The sequence below is a fragment of the Salmonella sp. 741265116_PST genome, assembly GCF_046567715.1.
GTDB classification, from domain to species: domain Bacteria; phylum Pseudomonadota; class Gammaproteobacteria; order Enterobacterales; family Enterobacteriaceae; genus Salmonella; species Salmonella enterica.
In genome coordinates, this window is the sequence record NZ_JBKFPH010000028.1 from 38,457 (window position 1) to 56,869 (window position 18,413).

Genomic DNA, 18,413 nt, shown 5'->3' on the forward strand with positions numbered 1-18,413 from the left:
TTGCCTGATGGCGCGCTTATCTGGCCTACCTGTCGTCCTCAGGCCGGATAAGGCGCTTGCGCCATCATCCGGCAACTATCATGATTTCTTGAGCGGCATCACTACCAACTGATGACGCGAATTATAGAACTTCCGGTAGGTTAAATAGCAGGCAATGATGGTAGACAGGCTGGCTGTCGACAACAGCATAAACGTTACCATAATTTGATATTTAATCGCTTTTACCGGATCGATCCCGGCAAAAATCAGCCCGGACATCATCCCCGGCAGGCTCACCAGCCCAACGGTCTTTGCCGAGTCGATCGTCGGGATAAGCGATGCGCGGATACTATCGCGGATAAGCCCGGCGGAGGCCATTTTCGGCGTTGCGCCCAAACTTAACTTTTCCTGGATTTGCTGCTGCTCGCTATGAAAACGCAGCCCCAGTTGGTTGTAGCACAGCCCTACCGCCACCATCGCATTGCCGGCGACCATGCCAGCGATGGGAATCACCTGCATCGGCGCAAATTCAATCGAACCGGTAAGCACCAGTACCGTCAGCGTTAGTCCAGCGCCGACGGTGATGGCGATAAACGAGGAGAGAAATGCCTTGTCGATATATTTACTGCGCTTTTGCGCGTTCCAGGCGGCGTTAAAACAGATGAACAGCACCATCAGCAGCGTCAGGGCGGCATGATTAACGCCAAAGATGTATTTCAGTACATAGCCGACAATAATGAGCTGTATCACCGCCCGGCATACGCTCCACAGAATATCTTTTTCCAGCGCCAGCTTTTCCTTGTGACTGATGAGCATCGCGACCACCACCAGCAGCATCGATAACGCCAGCGAGGTATTGGTAATATTATGCTCGTTCATAACGCGCCTCCTGCATCTCTCCGGCAGATGGCGTTAACGTTATCACCTTATCCGCGTGTTGAATTTCATCTTTATCATGCGTTACCCACAAGACAGCGACCTGCTTATCGCGAACATAGCGATGAATAATATCATTCACATTCCGTTTGTTATGTTCATCCAGCGCGCTGGTTATTTCGTCGAGTAACAGTATTTTCGGCAGAAACTGTAGATTACGAATTAGAGCAATACGCTGTTTTTCCCCGCCGGAAAGCGCGGCAATCGGTTTTTGCAGAATCGTCTCCGGCAGTTCAAAACGCGCCAGATCGTCTGCGAAGGCTGCCGGCTGCGGGCGCTGATGGCGAATTAGCCAGGGAAAAATCAGGTTATCGTAAACCGTATCGCCAAATAGCGCTGGCGTCTGAGCGCAATAAGAAACCTGCTGGCGATAGGCTTCCGGACTCAGAGTAGTAATATCCTGCCCCTCAAAAAGAATCATGCCGATATCAGGGCTTATTAACGAGGCCACCATTTTCAACAACGTACTTTTTCCGCAGCCAGAAGGACCGGTAATTAACTTAAATTCGCCGCGTTGCAGCGTAAAACTGATGTTATTCACTATTTTTGTCGTCGCAGTCCGGTAACCGACCTGCTTTAACTCAAGCAACATGCTACGTTCTGTCATTTATTTCGCATCCGTTGTTCATATTTTTATAGCGATAGTGTATCCCTGTAATTAATAAGGGGGGAACATGCTTTACTGAATCAGGTATAATTCGCTTAATTCGTCAGCAAAATCGGTTTATGGACAACGCAACAGGAGGTTTAGCTATGCTCATTCTTATCCCTATTCTCATTTTCGTCGCGCTGGTGATCGTCGGCGCGGGCGTCAAAATCGTTCCGCAGGGATACCAGTGGACGGTGGAGCGCTTTGGACGTTACACCAAAACCCTGCAGCCGGGATTAAGCCTTGTTGTACCGTTTATGGACAGAATTGGCCGCAAGATCAATATGATGGAGCAGGTGCTGGATATTCCGTCGCAGGAGGTGATCTCAAAAGATAACGCCAACGTCACTATCGATGCGGTCTGTTTTATTCAGGTTATCGATGCGCCGCGCGCCGCTTATGAAGTCAGTAACCTGGAACTGGCGATCATTAACCTGACCATGACCAATATCCGTACGGTGCTCGGTTCGATGGAGCTGGATGAAATGCTCTCCCAGCGCGACAGCATCAACACGCGGCTGCTGCATATTGTCGATGAAGCCACCAACCCGTGGGGAATTAAAGTTACCCGTATCGAAATTCGCGATGTCCGCCCGCCTGCGGAATTGATCTCCTCTATGAACGCCCAGATGAAAGCGGAACGTACCAAACGCGCCTATATCCTTGAGGCCGAAGGGGTACGTCAGGCGGAAATTCTCAAAGCCGAGGGGGAAAAACAGTCGCAGATTCTGAAAGCTGAAGGCGAACGTCAGTCCGCTTTCCTGCAGGCGGAAGCCCGCGAACGTTCCGCCGAAGCGGAAGCCCGCGCTACGCAGATGGTGTCTGAAGCCATCGCCGCCGGGGATATTCAGGCGATAAACTATTTCGTGGCGCAGAAATACACCGAAGCGTTACAGCAAATCGGCTCGGCGAATAACAGCAAAGTGGTCATGATGCCGCTGGATGCCAGCAGTCTGATGGGCGCTATCGCCGGGATCAGCGAGCTGGTTAAGGACAGCGCCAGCGAACGGAAAAAAGCATGATAGCGATGATTCTGGTACATCCGCATATCTTCTGGCTTAGCCTCGGCGGCCTGTTGTTGGCTGCGGAAATGCTCGGCGGTAACGGCTATTTGCTGTGGAGCGGCGTGGCGGCAGTGATTACTGGCTTAACCGTCTGGCTCTTACCGCTCGGCTGGGAATGGCAGGGCGTGCTGTTTGCGGCCTTAACGTTGCTGGCGGCCTGGCTTTGGTGGCGCTGGCTGGCGCGTCGCGTGCGGGAACAGAAGCCGACCGACAGCCGCCTTAACCAACGCGGACAACAACTGGTAGGCCGCCGGTTTATGCTTGATGCCGCGTTAGTGAACGGACGGGGTCATATGCGTGTCGGCGACAGCTCGTGGCCGGTATGCGCTGACGAAGACCTGCGCGCAGGTACGCATGTCGAAGTGATCGCCGTGGAAGGCATCACCTTACGCATTCGTGCCGTTTAATCAACGTGGCTTTTGCGCCTTGTGATGACAGCAGCCGGAAAGATTATCAATAATCGGGCAGTCGGCGCTGTCATCGCCGGGACAACTCTCCGCCAGCGCCAACAGTTGATCGCGCATTGATTGCAGCTCGCTGATATGGCGCTCGATCTCCGCGACCTTTTCCAGCGTCCGCTTTTTCACATCTGCGCTATGGCGTCGCGGATCGTTAAACAGATTGACCAGTTCGCCACACTCTTCCAGATTAAACCCCACCTGCCTCGCCTGTCGCAGCAACGTCAGCTCGTTTAAATGCTTCTGCGTGTAGGTGCGATAACCATTTTCGCTACGTAATGGCGGCGTCACCAGCCCTTTCTCTTCATAAAACCGAATGGCTTTGCTGGTTAAACCGGTTTTTTTCGCCACATCGCTAATATTCATATTTCCCCCTTGACCTTAACCTTGCTGGAAGGTTTAACCTTTATCACAGTGAGTCACTAAGATTACTAAGGTCAATGAATTGATGACCAATCATAAAGGAGTTTTTACTATGTCTCAAACTATCGACCTGACCCTGGACGGTTTGTCCTGCGGTCATTGCGTTAAACGCGTGAAAGAAAGTCTTGAACAACGTCCGGATGTTGAGCTGGCGGACGTCACCGTAACCGAAGCGCACGTTACCGGTACCGCCAGTGCGGACGCGTTAATTGAAACCATCAAACAAGCCGGGTATGGCGCGACGTTAAGCCACCCAAAGGCTAAACCGCTGACGGAGTCATCAATCCCGTCGGAAGCACTGGCAGCGGTTCCTCATGAGCTTCCGGTAGCGACGGCCGATGAAGAAAGCCAACAGTTGCTGTTAAGCGGCATGAGCTGCGCCAGTTGTGTCACCCGTGTACAACATGCGTTACAAAGCGTACCGGGCGTCACGCAGGCACGGGTAAACCTGGCGGAACGCACTGCGCTGGTGATGGGCAGCGCCTCCGCCGCTGATTTAGTGCAGGCGGTGGAAAAAGCCGGCTACGGCGCAGAGGCGATTGAAGATGACATCAAACGCCGCGAGCGCCAGCAGGAAACCGCCATCGCCACCATGAAACGTTTTCGCTGGCAGGCCATCGTCGCCCTGGCGGTCGGTATACCGGTCATGGTCTGGGGGATGATCGGCGATAACATGATGGTGACCGGCGACAACCGCAGCCTGTGGCTGGCTATTGGCCTGATCACGCTTGCGGTGATGGTCTTTGCGGGCGGTCACTTTTACCGTAACGCGTGGAAAAGCCTGCTGAACGGCACAGCGACGATGGATACGCTGGTGGCGCTCGGCACCGGGGTCGCCTGGCTCTACTCCATGAGCGTCAACCTGTGGCCGCAGTGGTTCCCGATGGAAGCGCGGCACCTTTATTACGAAGCCAGCGCGATGATTATCGGTCTGATTAATCTCGGACACATGCTGGAAGCGCGCGCCCGTCAGCGTTCCTCAAAAGCGCTGGAAAAATTACTCGATCTCACCCCGCCCACCGCACGCGTCGTGTCAGAAGACGGCGAAAAAAGCGTCCCGTTGGCGGACGTTCAGCCAGGGATGCTACTGCGGCTCACTACCGGCGATCGCGTGCCGGTGGATGGCGAAATTACCCAGGGCGAAGCGTGGCTTGATGAAGCCATGCTGACCGGCGAACCTATTCCGCAGCAAAAAGGCGAAGGCGACAGCGTTCATGCCGGCACCGTCGTCCAGGACGGCAGCGTCCTGTTCCGCGCCAGCGCGGTGGGCAGTCATACCACGCTGTCACGCATTATTCGCATGGTACGCCAGGCGCAAAGCAGTAAACCGGAAATTGGCCAACTGGCCGATAAAATCTCTGCGGTATTCGTTCCCGTCGTCGTGGCTATTGCGCTGTTCAGCGCCGCTATCTGGTATTTCTTCGGGCCGGCGCCGCAAATTGTTTATACGCTGGTCATCGCCACCACCGTACTGATTATCGCCTGCCCTTGCGCATTAGGCCTGGCGACGCCAATGTCGATTATTTCCGGCGTAGGCCGCGCTGCCGAATTCGGCGTGCTGGTACGCGACGCCGATGCCCTGCAACGCGCCAGTACGTTGGATACCCTCGTTTTTGATAAAACCGGGACGCTGACGGAAGGCAAGCCGCAAGTGGTGGCGGTAAAAACCTTTAACGGCGTTGAGGAAGCTCAGGCATTACGTCTGGCAGCCGCGCTCGAACAAGGCTCCAGCCACCCGCTGGCCCATGCGATTCTGGAAAAAGCCGGCGACGATAAACTGCCGCAGGTGAACGGTTTCAGAACGCTGCGCGGACTGGGCGTCAGCGGTGAAGCGGAAGGTCATCAACTGCTTCTGGGGAACCAGGCGTTGCTGAACGAACAGCACGTCGCCACGGATGACATGACGGCGGAAATCACCGCGCAGGCCTCGCAAGGCTCTACTCCGGTCCTGCTGGCGATTGACGGTAAAGCGGCGGCGTTACTGGCGGTACGCGATCCATTGCGCAGCGATAGTATTGCCGCGCTTGAACGACTGCACAACGCCGGATACCGTCTGGTGATGCTCACCGGGGATAACCCAACGACGGCTAACGCGATTGCCAAAGAAGCGGGCATTGATGAAGTGATTGCGGGCGTTCTGCCGGATGGCAAAGCCGATGCGATTAAACGTCTGCAAAGCCAGGGTCGTCAGGTTGCGATGGTCGGCGATGGTATCAACGATGCGCCCGCGCTGGCGCAGGCGGACGTCGGTATCGCGATGGGCGGCGGCAGCGATGTGGCGATTGAAACCGCGGCGATTACGCTGATGCGCCATAGTCTGATGGGCGTGGCGGATGCGCTGGCCATTTCGCGCGCGACGTTGCGCAATATGAAGCAAAACCTGCTTGGCGCATTTATCTACAACAGCATAGGTATCCCGGTGGCCGCCGGTATTCTGTGGCCGTTTACCGGTACCTTGTTAAACCCGGTAGTAGCGGGCGCGGCAATGGCGCTGTCTTCCATTACCGTCGTCAGCAATGCCAACCGGCTATTGCGCTTTAAACCGAAAGCGTAAAAAGTCCTATCAGGCAGCATCAGCTGCCTGATATATTATTAAGCCATCAGTAATTTACCGTATCAATATATAAAAATTTAACCGCACATCCTGTAGAAAAATAAAAAACAACATTTTATAATATTTTTTTGAATCATAAGGATGTGTTATTTATGTTTAGAAAAGCAGTTACGCTTCTTTTTCTTTTTTCTCCCGCCGTCAGTTATGCAGGATTATTTGATTCCACTCCAGAGTTAAAATGCGGCAATGATAATGCAGTCACGGCAGCAAAAGAGTGGATTTACAATGAAGCATTAGGTCGTTTACAGCAAGACTATATTAAAGCGCCTTCCACGCTTTTCTTCGATATCCCCCAGACTCAGTACGAGCAGCAACTCCGGGCTATTCCTGTTCAATTCAGTGATGTAATCACGCAGAACCCTCAACCAGAAAATGCCAACCTACGAATTTGCTCGGCTACCGTCGCCATGGGTATTCCTCAGCCATTATTTAAATTAATGAAAGACTTACCAAACACTCTATTCTATATTTCACAAGGGGATGGACAGGTAATAAACAATACGGTGACCTGGAAACAGGTTAACTACAATATTCAGCTAGCAGACAACAACAAAGATATTGTTGTCACCCCTGTGCAAAAAACCGATAAATTGGCGCGGTCTATTTATGTAATGGCAAGAATGACGGTATCTGGTGATAGCATTATAAAGAAAAAAAATAACTCACTGATTGAAATCGCAGCAAAGAAATTTGAGAGTAGAGATCGCGAGCTTAATCAGGTCTGGAAATCGCTACCCGCTTCTGCCCGAACGGCATTAAAACAAGAGCAGCGAGTCTGGGTGACAAAAAAAGAGCAGCAGTGCGGCAAACTTAGCGATGCAAAATCCGAGGCCATACCTGCTGAGAAGCGCATCAGTATTTATAAATGCCAGCTTGAAATGACCATCGCCAGAACGGCCTATCTCGACGGCAGCGAATAACCCGACCGATCGTTGACATCCCGTCAGGGCGCATTGCGCCCTTTTCTCCAACGCGCTAGCATGAGCTTTTTCAAAGGGAGCGCGTATGGAGCTATTAAATCAACTTAAACGTTTATGGCGCGCGCTGCGTGGTACCCCAAATAGTTGGCCTGCTATCGATCTCTCCCTGCCCGGCGGTCGTCATCTGCATCTGGTTGGCAGTATTCATATGGGGACACGCGATATGGCTCCTCTTCCAGCAAAGCTGGTGAAAAAGCTACGCCAGGCCGACGCGCTGGTCGTTGAAGCGGATATTTCTGGTAACGAAACGCCATTCAGCAATCTCCCCAAATGCCCGCCATTGGTCGAACGTCTCAGCGCCGGGCAGCTAAGCGCACTGGAAAAACGGGTCAGCGAGTTGGGTATGCCGCTGATCCATTTTGATAATCAACCTTTATGGCAGATAGCTATGGTGCTACAGGTCACGCAGGCGCAACGGCTGGGATTGCGCCCGGACTATGGCATTGATTATCAGCTATTACAGGCTGCCCGCGAAATGTCGCTGCCGGTGCAAGAGCTGGAAGGGGCGAAACACCAGCTCGAACTACTCTGCGATCTGCCCGATGGCGGGATGGCGCTGCTTGACGACACGCTGACGCACTGGCACACCAACGCACGGCTTTTGCAGGTGATGATCGGCTGGTGGCTTGAACAGCCCCCGACCAGCGTTGGCGCTTCGCTCCCCAGAACGTTTAGCCAGCCGCTGTATGATGTACTGATGGTGAAACGCAATGAAGCCTGGCGCGACGCGCTGCTGGCACTGCCGCCGGGACGCTACGTGGTAGCCGTAGGGGCGCTACATCTGTACGGCGAAGGCAACCTACCGCAAATATTGAAATAAAAAAATGGCCAATATCGCTATTGGCCCGTCAAAGAGGAATTTCATCGTTATTATTATCCCGACGCTTTCGCTTCGGATCTTCAGATTGTCGCTCAAAGTTGCCGCAACTGCCAAGACCTAATGCACAAGATTATACTATTTTTTAGTCCGCTTTCGGGCGTATGCTGATGGCAAATCACGTCTGTAGTAAGAAGGAACGTTATGACACCCGCAGTTAAGTTACTCGAAAAAAACAAGATTCCGTTTAACATTCACACCTACGATCACGATCCGAATGAAACTAACTTTGGCGATGAAGTGGTGCGTAAGCTCGGGCTAAACGCCGATCAGGTGTATAAAACGCTTTTGGTTGCCGTGAATGGCGATATGAAGCAACTGGCCGTCGCCGTGACGCCTGTAGCCGGACAGCTGGATTTGAAAAAAGTCGCCAAAGCTCTGGGCGCGAAAAAGGTCGATATGGCCGACCCGATGGTGGCGCAACGCACCACGGGATATCTGGTCGGCGGGATCAGTCCGCTGGGACAGAAGAAACGGCTGCCTACGCTGATTGACGCGCCAGCCCGCACGTTTGCCACTATTTATGTTTCCGGTGGTAAACGCGGGCTGGATATTGAACTGGCGGCTGACGATTTGGCAGCCATACTGGGTGCTAAATTCGCTGATATCGCGCGTCGGGATTAAGCCTGCGTAAAATACATTGCCGGATAGCGGCGCAAACGCCTTATCCGGCCTACAGCATACATAATCCGTAGGCCTTAAGGCTGCGCGCCATCAGGCAGTGATGGCTATCCGTACCGCTACAGCCAGCTCACCTCGCCTTTTGGCGTAAACGCCGCCGCATCCAGCGGTGAATTTTGCTGAATAAACTCTTTCAGCACTTCCGCGTCAATAAACCCGGTATTCACGTATCCCGGTTTGTTATCGATACGCGGATAACCATCGCCGCCCGTGGCGTTGAAACTCAGCGTCGCCATGCGGTAGGTTTTGGCCGGATCAACAGGCTCGCCTTTGATTTTCAGATCGGTGAGCTTGCCCTCTTTGGCGACAAAGCTCACATTGGCGAACTGTGGATAGGCGCCGGAGTCCGGTTTCATCTGTGCTACGGCGGTGAGATAATCAACTACCTCTTTGCCGCTCATATCGGCATACACCACAATGTTGCCGAACGGCTGTACCTTGAGCACGCTTTTATAGGTAATATCTCCCGCCTCAATCGAGTCGCGAATACCGCCGCCGCTCATCACGCCAAAATCGGCGCCGGTGCGCGCAATCTGCGCAGCCAGAATCACCCGTCCCATATTGGTCTGGACAAATCTGACCTTACTGCGATCGCCTTCAAGAAGGCCATTCACGCTACCAATTTTCACCTCCAGTTGCGCTTTACCTTTATTCTGGAACGGCGTTAATAACGAGAGCATTTGCGGATTTTCTGCGATTTCCGGCGTGTAAAGCACACGCTCGCTTTTCCCGTTATCCCAGGTCACTTTTTTCTTGAGATTCACCGGAATAAGCTGGTAGTTAACCATTTTCATCTCGCCGTTACGGAATTCGAAATCCGCGCGGCCCACATATTTACCCCACTCATGCGCCTGCACGATCCAGATGCCATTTTGCTTATCCGGCGCGCAGGGCGTTCCCGGTACGTAATTCACCTGTTTTTTATTTTCCGACGCCATGCATACCGGGTCTTGTGAGTGACCGCCCACAATCATCGCCAGCGAACCGGCAGGCAGGCTACGCGCCATCTCAACGTCGCCCGGCGCGTTCGAACCGTGATCGCCGTTGTCATAATGTCCCATATGCGTGGTCGCGATAATCACGTCCGGTTTTTCATTCATATTAAGTTCCTGAATCACCACCTTTGCTTCTTCAGCAGGTTTACGAAACTCAATATCGGTGAAATATTCCGGGTTGCCTATTTTCGCCGTGTCATCGGTGGTTAAGCCGATTACCGCGATTTTTATATCCTGGCGTGTAAAAATAGCCCACGGCTTAAACAGACGCTCGCCGGTACTTTTTTGATAAATATTGGCGGAAAGAAAGGGAAACTTCGCCCACTTTTCCTGCTGGCGCAATACGGTGAGCGGGTTATCAAATTCATGATTACCGACGGCCATAGCGTCGTAGCCAATCAGGTTCATCCCGCGGAAATCGGGCTCCGCATCCTGGAGATCGGATTCCGGCACCCCGGTATTAATGTCGCCGCCGGATAACAACAGGACGCTTCCCCCCTCTTGCGCCACCTCTTTACGGATACTGTCCACCAGCGTTTTTTGCGCCGCCAGACCATATTCGCCATATTCGCTGCGCCAGAAATGACCGTGGTGATCGTTGGTATGCAGGATAGTAATTTTATAGGTTTTATCTTTTTCGTAAGCCTGTGCAGGCTGAGTCGTCAGCGCGAACGCCGCCAGTAACGCCAGCGCCACACCCCGTTTCAAAAATTTCATCTTTCTCTCCCTGACTCAATATCAACCGCAGAAATTACCTTTCCTTGCAATAATAGACAAATATGTTTTCAGAATTGAGACTTCCTTCAAACACATTTCACAGGTATGTTAGGCAAGTAATAATTACACATCCTACTATCTCCAACATCGCATAAAATTTAAGTGACTTTCTATGGCCATGAGTGAACCAACCCAGCCGTTAGCCGGCGCGCCCGCCGCGGCCGCTAAAGCACGTACTTCGTTTGGTATTTTGGGCGCGATCAGTCTTTCCCATCTACTGAACGATATGATCCAGTCGCTAATCTTAGCCATTTATCCCCTGCTGCAGGCGGAGTTCTCGCTGACCTTCGTCCAGATAGGTTTGATCACCCTGACGTTCCAGCTCGCCTCATCACTACTGCAACCGGTCGTCGGCTACTGGACGGATAAATATCCCATGCCGTGGTCGCTGCCTGTCGGCATGTGTTTTACCCTGAGCGGGTTGGTACTGCTGGCAATGGCGGGAAGTTTTGGCGGCGTATTGCTCGCTGCGGCGCTGGTGGGTACCGGCTCGTCCGTTTTTCACCCGGAATCGTCCCGCGTGGCGCGCATGGCCTCCGGCGGACGTCATGGTCTGGCGCAGTCTATCTTCCAGGTCGGCGGTAACTTCGGCAGTTCATTGGGCCCGCTGCTGGCTGCCGTGATTATCGCGCCCTATGGCAAAGGGAATGTCGCCTGGTTTGTGCTGGCCGCGCTGCTGGCGATCGTAGTGCTGGCGCAGATCAGCCGCTGGTACGCAGCCCAGCACCGGATAGCGAAAGGCAAGCCAAAAGCGATAATCGCTAACCCGCTGCCGCGCAATAAGGTCGTGCTGGCGGTCAGCGTGTTATTGCTACTCATTTTCTCGAAATATTTCTATATGGCGAGCATCAGTAGCTATTACACCTTTTATCTGATGCAAAAATTCGGATTATCAATACAAAACGCGCAGCTCCATCTGTTTGCCTTCCTGTTTGCGGTGGCTGCCGGGACGGTAATCGGCGGGCCGGTGGGCGATAAAATCGGCAGGAAATATGTGATTTGGGGCTCTATTCTCGGCGTCGCGCCGTTTACCCTTGTTTTACCCTACGCCACACTGTACTGGACGGGGATTTTAACAGTAATTATCGGCTTTATTCTCGCGTCGGCGTTTTCCGCCATTCTGGTGTATGCCCAGGAGCTGCTGCCAGGACGCATCGGTATGGTTTCCGGCCTGTTTTTCGGGTTTGCCTTCGGGATGGGAGGCCTGGGCGCAGCGGTGCTGGGGCTGATTGCCGACCATACCAGTATCTATTTAGTTTATAAAATCTGTGCTTTCCTGCCGCTTCTGGGGATACTGACCATATTCTTACCTGATAATCGACATAAAGCGTGATTTTATGGCGGTTAAAGGTACGCTTTAACCGCCTGTACATCCCGATGCCATCATGCTTTGTCCATCCCATACTTATCACTTTTCCGTTCCGTGCTCTTTTTACCGTCAGGTTGTATCTTTTTATAAAACACAACCATTTTTTATAAACATCCTGATTGAAATTGTCATAAACTATTACCCGGAGTTTTGGAGTCCAGCAACCAAAGGAGACGGAATGCATCACGCTACCCCGCTTATCACCACCATTGTCGGCGGCCTTGTGCTCGCTTTTATTCTCGGCATGATTGCCAACAAATTGCGTATTTCTCCACTGGTGGGATATCTGTTAGCGGGCGTTCTGGCGGGACCTTTTACCCCGGGTTTTGTTGCGGATACCAAACTGGCGCCAGAGCTGGCGGAGCTCGGCGTGATTCTATTGATGTTCGGCGTCGGGCTGCATTTTTCGCTGAAGGATTTGATGGCGGTAAAGTCTATCGCCATTCCCGGCGCTGTCGCTCAGATAGCGGTGGCGACGCTGCTGGGTATGGCGCTTTCCGCCGTGCTGGGATGGTCATTAATGACCGGCATCGTTTTTGGGCTCTGTCTGTCTACCGCCAGTACCGTCGTCCTGCTGCGCGCGCTTGAGGAGCGACAACTCCTTGATAGCCAGCGCGGACAAATCGCCATCGGCTGGCTGATTGTCGAAGATCTGGTGATGGTGCTGACGCTGGTCTTGCTGCCCGCCGTTGCCGGCATGGTGGAAAAAGGCGATGTCGGCATAGCCTCGCTGGCAGTTGATATGGGGATAACCATTGGTAAAGTGGTGGCGTTTATCGCCATCATGATGCTGGTCGGACGCCGCCTGGTGCCGTGGATTATGGCCCGCAGCGCCGCCACCGGCTCGCGCGAATTATTTACCCTTTCCGTACTGGCGCTGGCGTTAGGCATTGCGTTTGGCGCGGTAGAACTGTTTGACGTCTCTTTTGCGCTGGGCGCGTTCTTCGCTGGAATGGTGCTTAATGAGTCGGAACTGAGTCACCGGGCGGCGCACGATACGTTGCCGCTGCGCGACGCCTTTGCCGTCCTGTTTTTTGTTTCCGTCGGCATGTTGTTCGATCCGTTAGTCTTGATTCAACAGCCGCTGGCTGTGCTGGCGACGCTTGCCATTATCGTCTTTGGTAAATCGATCGCTGCGTTTTTCCTGGTGCGTATGTTCGGCCACTCGCCGCGAACCGCGCTGACCATTGCCGCCAGCCTGGCGCAAATCGGCGAGTTCGCCTTTATTCTCGCCGGACTCGGCATGGCGCTCAACCTGCTGCCGCAGGCGGGACAGAACCTGGTGCTGGCTGGCGCTATTTTGTCGATTATGCTTAATCCCGTACTGTTTACCCTGCTGGAGAAGTATCTGGCGAAAACCGAAACGCTGGAAGAGCAAACGCTGGAAGAGGCTATCGAAGAAGAGAAGCAAATTCCGGTGGATATCTGTAATCATGCCCTGCTGGTGGGTTTTGGCCGCGTAGGCAGTCTGCTGGGAGAAAAATTACTGGCGGCGGGGATTCCGCTGGTGGTTATCGAAACGTCCCGTACTCGCGTGGATGAGCTGCGCGAACGCGGGATTCGCGCCGTGCTGGGCAACGCCGCTAACGAAGAAATCATGAATCTGGCGCATCTGGACTGCGCCCGCTGGCTGTTATTGACCATCCCCAACGGTTACGAAGCCGGTGAGATTGTCGCCTCAGCGCGGGAAAAAAGTCCTGATATCGAGATAATCGCCCGCGCGCACTATGATGATGAAGTGAAATATATTACCGAGCGGGGAGCCAATCAGGTAGTGATGGGCGAGCGAGAAATTGCCCGGGCGATGCTGGAACTGCTTGAAACGCCGCCCGCAGGTGAGGTCGTCGCCAGTTAAGGGTTTGCCGGACGGCCCGATGCGCGCAGCGCCATCGGGCAAGCCAGATTAGCGCTCCCAGTACGACTCTTCCAGGCTGTCCTCACGCTCCGGCAGCCCGCGTGTCAGACGCGGAGAATGCTGGTTCAGTACCTGATAACTGACACGGTTAGCATATTTACACACCTGCGCCAGCGACGAATAGGTCAGCCAGGTGAATTTGTGCTTACTGGAGTTCGGTACGTTGCTACGATGGTAACTGTTCGCCGTAATATCGTGCAGCAGCGCCGCCAGCGCGCCATCGCCCGCGCCGTTGGTGTTCATGATTTTTTCCGGCCCGCCCATATACGGCGCAATATGCGAATAAACGCGTAGCGGATTAATACAATCTTTATGGCGCATTGCCCGGCTAAATTCATGCTGGTTAAATTCAGCAATAGCCCCCGGCAGCAGCGGATGCTGGGTTTTACGTTTTGCTTCCTCTTCGGTGAAGCCTGCCATATATAACCCTATCGGCCCGGCGGTGCATAACACCAGGTCGACCCAGTCCAGCGCCTTATCCGCCGCCAGCAGCGGGTCGTTTTCGCCGGTCAGCGCTTCCGCTTCTTCTTCATTCATTGCCAGAATCGAGACATTCTCTTTGAGAAATGCCTGCCACCACTGCGGATTATCGGCGATCACAAATTTGGTGCCCAGCGTCATGACAACCGGCACGTTATGCTTTTTCGCGTATTCGATCGCTTTCATCGTCGCGTCAGGCATCGGTTCGCCAGGCTTACAGCGCACCAGATATGAGGTCAACACCAGCGCAGAGGCGCCAGCGATCACCGCTTCCGGAATACTTTCCACCCGTAGCTGATTCATATGGCCGGGGCTGATAGCGAAGGTACGCTCGCCGGATTCGCCAATCAGCGTGAAACAGCGGCCAATCGGGCCATCTACCGCTTGCAGATAATTCAGGTCGGTACGGCTGGAAGTATTACACAGGTAGCGATAAGCGTAGCTGCCAATCTCAATGTTGCTGCACATCACGCCCAGTAATACCGAACGGTCATCCGCCAGTACCGAGTAATTGTGCATCGTATTGCCTATGGTGCCGCCAGCAAACTGATGGGTGATCAGATTTTCCCGCGTCAGTTCCTGATACAGCTTCTCCGCCACCTCGTCTTCTATCACCAGAGAATGCCCGGCGCTTAATCCATAGCGTGTAATAAAATCGTCATCCACTTTCGCCTCAATATCCACCAACGTCTGGTCGATACCGACGACCCAGGAGGCGTTGGTTTCCTGTTCTGGCTGAATTTGTTGCAACAACGGGTCACGCGCATTGACGGGAAAATAGTGTTTGGATTTACGTTTACCGGGAAATTTCATGATTGTGCTTACGGATGAATAACGGAACGCTGCATGGTAGCACATTCCCCCTGCTGCGCGCGACGGACGATGGCGTTTCAATATCGGACGACGAGATCGCAGTTTCTCCAGCCGCGTTTTTTACAATGGTTCACTTTCACAAGGAGCGTTTTATGAAGCCGGAAAATAAAATTCCCGTACTCACCCGACTGTCAGACGAAATGACAGCCGTCGTAAACTTCCAGCAACCAGGCCTTCCCCCCTGGCCTGCCGATGGCGATATTGAGACCCAGCGTCAGTATTATCTTCTTGAGCGCCGTTTCTGGAATGCCGACGCGCCGTCCATGACCACCCGCACCTGCGTCGTCCCTACGCCTTATGGCGATGTAACAACCCGGCTCTACTCGCCGCAGCCGACCAGCCAGGCCACCTTATACTATCTGCACGGCGGCGGATTTATCCTCGGTAATCTGGATACGCATGACCGGATAATGCGTCTGCTGGCGCGTTATACCGGCTGCACCGTGATCGGTATTGATTATTCGCTGTCGCCGCAAGCGCGTTATCCGCAGGCCATTGAAGAAACCGTCGCGGTATGCAGCTACTTCTCTCAACATGCCGATGAATACTCGCTCAACGTAGAGAAAATCGGTTTCGCCGGGGATTCCGCAGGCGCCATGCTGGCGCTTGCCAGCGCGCTCTGGCTACGTGATAAGCACATTCGCTGCGGTAACGTTATCGCGATTCTATTGTGGTATGGGCTGTATGGGTTGCAGGACTCGGTAAGCCGCCGTCTGTTCGGCGGCGCGTGGGACGGCCTGACGCGTGAAGATCTGGACACGTACGAAAAGGCCTATCTGCGTAACGATGAAGATCGGGAATCGCCCTGGTATTGTCTGTTTAATAACGATCTCACGCACGATGTGCCGCCCTGCTTTATTGCCAGCGCGGAGTTTGATCCGCTCATTGATGACAGCCGCTTGCTGCACCAGACATTACAGGCGCACCAGCAACCCTGCGAATACAAAATGTATCCCGGCACGCTGCACGCCTTTCTGCACTATTCGCGAATGATGACAATCGCCGACGATGCCTTGCAGGACGGCGCGCGATTCTTTATGGCGAGGATGAAGACGCCGCGTTAACGGTACGGCGCCGTGAGTTTCAGCATCATATCAATATGTTCCGGCGTCGCGTTCAGCGCCGGAATGTACGCATATTTTTTACCGCCCGCTTCAAGGAAAATCTCGCGGTTCTGTTCCGCTATCTCTTCCAGCGTCTCCAGACAATCCGCGGCAAATCCCGGACACATAACCTGAATATGACCAGTCCCCTTTCCACCCAACATTTTTAGCGTTTCATCGGTGTACGGCGTCAGCCACGGTTCACGGCCAAAGCGCGACTGGAACGTCATCATTACCTTTTCCGGCGGCAGTCCCAATGCGGAAACCAGTTCGCGCGTGGTATCGCGACAGCGCTGCGGGTAGTCATCGCCTTCATCCGCATAACGTTGTGGAATGCCGTGATAGGAGAGCAGAAGCACATCCGGCTCGCCGTGTCTGGCGAACGACTCACGCGCGCTTTTCGCCAGCGCATCGATATAAGCGCCGTCATCCGCGTAATCGCGAATAAATGAGATACCGGGAATACGACGTTTACGCCCCAGTATCCGCCCCAGTTCGTCCCAGACTGCGCCCACCGTTGAGCAAGAGTATTGCGGGTACAACGGCAGCACGACGATATGGTCGACGTCGCTTGCTAACAGTTCATCGACAGCGCTTTCCAGCGAGGGCGAGCCGTAGCTCATCCCCAGCGCGACGGGCGTGTCTGGCAACCGCGCGGCCAGCGCCTGTTGCTGTTCGCGGCTATATACCATGAGCGGCGAACCGCCATCCATCCAGATAGATTGATAGAGTTTCGCGACGCGCGGCGAACGCAGCGGTAAAATAACGCCACGCAGCAGCGGCCACCACAGTAGACGAGGAGTATCCACCACGCGTCTGTCGCTTAAAAATTGTTTCAGGTAGCGCTTTACCGCTTCGGGAGTTGGGGCATCTGGCGTGCCAAGGTTAGCCAGCAGGATACCGGTTTTCGTCTGACGCATTGCCGCCTCTTATCTATTCAAATTGTTGATAATTGTAGCGGAAAAGCGATAAAGAAGAACTAATTGCTGCGAGAGGTAAGACGAGAATTTGCCGAATGGCGCTCACGATGCCAGTAGGCCGGATAAGGCGTTCAGGCCGCCATCCGGCACCGATTGCCTGATGGCGCTACGCTTATCAGGCCTGCGGGATAATGGCAGGCCTGATAAGCGGTTCACTACGCGAAAAAATTAACCGAGGATTTTTTCCAGCGCTGCGCGCACGTCGGCAACGGCCTGCGTACCGTCAACTTTAGCGTATTTGGTGTTGCCCGCTTCCGCTTCTTTCTGGTAGTAGCCAATCAGCGGCGCGGTCATCTGATGATATTCCACCAGACGTTTGCGAACGGTCTCTTCCTGATCGTCTTTACGGGTGGTCAGATCTTCGCCGGTGACGTCATCTTTGCCTTCCACTTTCGGCGGATTAAACTTAACGTGGTAAACGCGGCCAGAGGCGGCGTGTACGCGACGACCCACAATACGGTCAACGATCAGTTCGTCCGGTACGTCGAATTCCAGCACGTAATCCACGGCAATACCCGCTTCTTTCATCGCGTCAGCCTGCGGGATCGTGCGCGGGAAACCGTCCAGCAGAAAACCGTTACGGCAGTCTTCCTGGGCGATACGCTCTTTAACCAGCGCAATCACCAGTTCATCGGTCACCAGTTTACCGGCGTCCATGATATCTTTCGCCTGTTTGCCCAACTCGGAGCCTGATTTCACTGCGGCGCGCAGCATATCGCCAGTGGAGATTTGCGGAATACCATATTTCTCCATGATGAACTGAGCCTGAGTTCCTTTACCCGCGCCCGGAGCGCCAAGCAGAATAATACGCATTACGAAAATCCCCTCAAAGGTTGTCGATATTTTTTAAAAAGCGCTAAACGATACCACCATCACGCATTTCGCTCAAGGAAGCCGCCTGATGCTGAAACGGTTAACGAAGAGAAATCCAGAAAAGAGAAGGTATTATAAAAAATGCCGGATGGCGCTGGCGCTTATCCGGCCTACAAACAGTACTCGCCCGTAGGCCGGATAAGACGCTTCGCGTCGCCATCCGGCAGTCACAAAACAGTACTCGCCCGTAGGCCGGATAAGACGCTTCGCGTCGCCATCCGGCAGTCACAAAACAGTACCCGTCCGTAGGCCGGATAAGACGTTTCACGTCGCCATCCGGCAGTCACAAAACAGTACCCGCCGTAGGCCGGATAAGACGCTTCGCGTCGCCATCCGGCAGTCACAAAACAGTACCCGCCGTAGGCCGGATAAGACGCTTCGCGTCGC

17 protein-coding genes are annotated in these 18,413 nt (G+C 53.7%); 9 read left to right on the top strand and 8 right to left on the bottom strand.

What is annotated here, in order from left to right; all coding sequences use genetic code 11:
* Nucleotides 1-78: 78 nt before the first annotated feature.
* On the bottom strand, nucleotides 79-858 hold the full coding sequence (gene fetB / locus ACLD11_RS17505; protein WP_001002130.1) for an iron efflux ABC transporter permease subunit FetB: 780 nt from the start codon (nucleotides 856-858) through the stop codon (nucleotides 79-81).
* Entirely contained in the window at nucleotides 845-1,522 is a 678-nt protein-coding gene (fetA, locus tag ACLD11_RS17510; protein ID WP_411015172.1) for an iron efflux ABC transporter ATP-binding subunit FetA, read from the bottom strand. Before fetA ends, fetB begins: the two co-directional genes overlap by 14 nt.
* Before the next feature lie 146 nt (nucleotides 1,523-1,668).
* Here fetA and ACLD11_RS17515 point away from each other — a divergent pair, with 146 nt between their 5' ends.
* Together ACLD11_RS17515 and ACLD11_RS17520 are read left to right on the top strand one after the other, a co-directional pair.
* A complete protein-coding gene (locus tag ACLD11_RS17515) occupies nucleotides 1,669-2,586 on the top strand; it encodes an SPFH domain-containing protein (RefSeq protein WP_000906146.1) in 918 nt (305 codons plus the stop codon).
* A complete protein-coding gene (locus tag ACLD11_RS17520; protein WP_000561177.1) occupies nucleotides 2,583-3,035 on the top strand; it encodes an NfeD family protein in 453 nt (150 codons plus the stop codon). The genes ACLD11_RS17515 and ACLD11_RS17520 overlap by 4 nt, the downstream gene beginning before the upstream one ends.
* Here the strand turns inward: ACLD11_RS17520 and cueR are convergent, their stop codons facing one another.
* Nucleotides 3,036-3,452, bottom strand: a complete 417-nt coding sequence (gene cueR, locus ACLD11_RS17525; RefSeq protein WP_001026760.1) for a Cu(I)-responsive transcriptional regulator — start codon at nucleotides 3,450-3,452, stop codon at nucleotides 3,036-3,038.
* A 109-nt stretch (nucleotides 3,453-3,561) separates the two neighbouring features.
* On the opposite strand from cueR, the gene copA reads away from it, so the two are divergent.
* The 4 genes from copA to ybaK all read left to right on the top strand — a co-directional run bounded on the left by copA (nucleotide 3,562) and on the right by ybaK (nucleotide 8,604).
* A complete protein-coding gene (copA, locus tag ACLD11_RS17530) occupies nucleotides 3,562-6,063 on the top strand; it encodes a copper-exporting P-type ATPase CopA (RefSeq protein WP_411015174.1) in 2,502 nt (833 codons plus the stop codon).
* A gap of 152 nt (nucleotides 6,064-6,215) precedes the next feature.
* Complete coding sequence (locus ACLD11_RS17535; RefSeq protein WP_411015175.1) at nucleotides 6,216-7,043, top strand: lysozyme inhibitor LprI family protein; 828 nt, start codon at nucleotides 6,216-6,218, stop codon at nucleotides 7,041-7,043.
* A gap of 85 nt (nucleotides 7,044-7,128) precedes the next feature.
* Complete coding sequence (locus ACLD11_RS17540; RefSeq protein WP_080250582.1) at nucleotides 7,129-7,923, top strand: TraB/GumN family protein; 795 nt, start codon at nucleotides 7,129-7,131, stop codon at nucleotides 7,921-7,923.
* Nucleotides 7,924-8,124: 201 nt separating this feature from the next.
* Nucleotides 8,125-8,604 carry a Cys-tRNA(Pro)/Cys-tRNA(Cys) deacylase YbaK gene (gene ybaK, locus ACLD11_RS17545; protein ID WP_000186618.1) on the top strand — a complete coding sequence of 160 codons (480 nt, stop codon included), beginning with the start codon at nucleotides 8,125-8,127 and terminating at the stop codon, nucleotides 8,602-8,604.
* A 116-nt stretch (nucleotides 8,605-8,720) separates the two neighbouring features.
* Here ybaK and ushA read toward each other — a convergent pair whose 3' ends face one another.
* Nucleotides 8,721-10,373: a bifunctional UDP-sugar hydrolase/5'-nucleotidase UshA gene (gene ushA / locus ACLD11_RS17550; RefSeq protein ID WP_000670398.1), complete on the bottom strand. Its 1,653-nt coding sequence runs from the start codon at nucleotides 10,371-10,373 to the stop codon at nucleotides 8,721-8,723.
* 172 nt (nucleotides 10,374-10,545) lie between these two features.
* Here ushA and ACLD11_RS17555 point away from each other — a divergent pair, with 172 nt between their 5' ends.
* On the top strand, nucleotides 10,546-11,766 hold the full coding sequence (locus ACLD11_RS17555) for an MFS transporter (RefSeq protein ID WP_001251593.1): 1,221 nt from the start codon (nucleotides 10,546-10,548) through the stop codon (nucleotides 11,764-11,766).
* Nucleotides 11,767-11,980: 214 nt separating this feature from the next.
* On the top strand, nucleotides 11,981-13,657 hold the full coding sequence (gene ybaL / locus ACLD11_RS17560) for a YbaL family putative K(+) efflux transporter (protein ID WP_000546202.1): 1,677 nt from the start codon (nucleotides 11,981-11,983) through the stop codon (nucleotides 13,655-13,657).
* Between the two features lie 48 nt (nucleotides 13,658-13,705).
* On the opposite strand, the gene ACLD11_RS17565 is transcribed toward ybaL, so the two are convergent.
* The gene (locus tag ACLD11_RS17565) at nucleotides 13,706-15,010 is read right to left on the bottom strand and encodes an inosine/guanosine kinase (RefSeq protein ID WP_411015177.1); all 1,305 of its coding nucleotides are present in this window, start codon (nucleotides 15,008-15,010) and stop codon (nucleotides 13,706-13,708) included.
* A gap of 152 nt (nucleotides 15,011-15,162) precedes the next feature.
* Here ACLD11_RS17565 and aes point away from each other — a divergent pair, with 152 nt between their 5' ends.
* The gene (aes, locus tag ACLD11_RS17570; RefSeq protein ID WP_411015178.1) at nucleotides 15,163-16,134 is read left to right on the top strand and encodes an acetyl esterase; all 972 of its coding nucleotides are present in this window, start codon (nucleotides 15,163-15,165) and stop codon (nucleotides 16,132-16,134) included.
* Here the strand turns inward: aes and hemH are convergent.
* The 3 genes from hemH to ACLD11_RS17585 all read right to left on the bottom strand — a co-directional run.
* The gene (hemH, locus tag ACLD11_RS17575; RefSeq protein ID WP_411015179.1) at nucleotides 16,131-17,093 is read right to left on the bottom strand and encodes a ferrochelatase; all 963 of its coding nucleotides are present in this window, start codon (nucleotides 17,091-17,093) and stop codon (nucleotides 16,131-16,133) included. The two genes, aes and hemH, sit on opposite strands and share 4 nt — an antisense overlap.
* A 228-nt stretch (nucleotides 17,094-17,321) precedes the next feature.
* Nucleotides 17,322-17,966, bottom strand: a complete 645-nt coding sequence (gene adk, locus ACLD11_RS17580; RefSeq protein WP_174896609.1) for an adenylate kinase — start codon at nucleotides 17,964-17,966, stop codon at nucleotides 17,322-17,324.
* Between the two features lie 227 nt (nucleotides 17,967-18,193).
* Nucleotides 18,194-18,413 (bottom strand): hypothetical protein (locus ACLD11_RS17585; RefSeq protein ID WP_411015180.1); only part of this gene is annotated, 220 nt, incomplete at its 5' end.

Bases quoted from the DNA above. Each gene is read 5' to 3' on its own strand.
- ACLD11_RS17555 (WP_001251593.1), top strand. From the start codon at position 10,546: ATGGCCATGAGTGAACCAACCCAGCCGTTAGCCGGCGCGCCCGCCGCG.
- ACLD11_RS17540 (WP_080250582.1), top strand. From the start codon at position 7,129: ATGGAGCTATTAAATCAACTTAAACGTTTATGGCGCGCGCTGCGTGGT.
- ushA (WP_000670398.1), bottom strand. From the start codon at position 10,373: ATGAAATTTTTGAAACGGGGTGTGGCGCTGGCGTTACTGGCGGCGTTC.
- ACLD11_RS17535 (WP_411015175.1), top strand. From the start codon at position 6,216: ATGTTTAGAAAAGCAGTTACGCTTCTTTTTCTTTTTTCTCCCGCCGTC.
- hemH (WP_411015179.1), bottom strand. From the start codon at position 17,093: ATGCGTCAGACGAAAACCGGTATCCTGCTGGCTAACCTTGGCACGCCA.
- copA (WP_411015174.1), top strand. From the start codon at position 3,562: ATGTCTCAAACTATCGACCTGACCCTGGACGGTTTGTCCTGCGGTCAT.
- ybaL (WP_000546202.1), top strand. From the start codon at position 11,981: ATGCATCACGCTACCCCGCTTATCACCACCATTGTCGGCGGCCTTGTG.
- fetA (WP_411015172.1), bottom strand. From the start codon at position 1,522: ATGACAGAACGTAGCATGTTGCTTGAGTTAAAGCAGGTCGGTTACCGG.
- aes (WP_411015178.1), top strand. From the start codon at position 15,163: ATGAAGCCGGAAAATAAAATTCCCGTACTCACCCGACTGTCAGACGAA.
- ACLD11_RS17565 (WP_411015177.1), bottom strand. From the start codon at position 15,010: ATGAAATTTCCCGGTAAACGTAAATCCAAACACTATTTTCCCGTCAAT.
- ACLD11_RS17520 (WP_000561177.1), top strand. From the start codon at position 2,583: ATGATAGCGATGATTCTGGTACATCCGCATATCTTCTGGCTTAGCCTC.
- cueR (WP_001026760.1), bottom strand. From the start codon at position 3,452: ATGAATATTAGCGATGTGGCGAAAAAAACCGGTTTAACCAGCAAAGCC.
- ACLD11_RS17515 (WP_000906146.1), top strand. From the start codon at position 1,669: ATGCTCATTCTTATCCCTATTCTCATTTTCGTCGCGCTGGTGATCGTC.
- adk (WP_174896609.1), bottom strand. From the start codon at position 17,966: ATGCGTATTATTCTGCTTGGCGCTCCGGGCGCGGGTAAAGGAACTCAG.
- fetB (WP_001002130.1), bottom strand. From the start codon at position 858: ATGAACGAGCATAATATTACCAATACCTCGCTGGCGTTATCGATGCTG.
- ybaK (WP_000186618.1), top strand. From the start codon at position 8,125: ATGACACCCGCAGTTAAGTTACTCGAAAAAAACAAGATTCCGTTTAAC.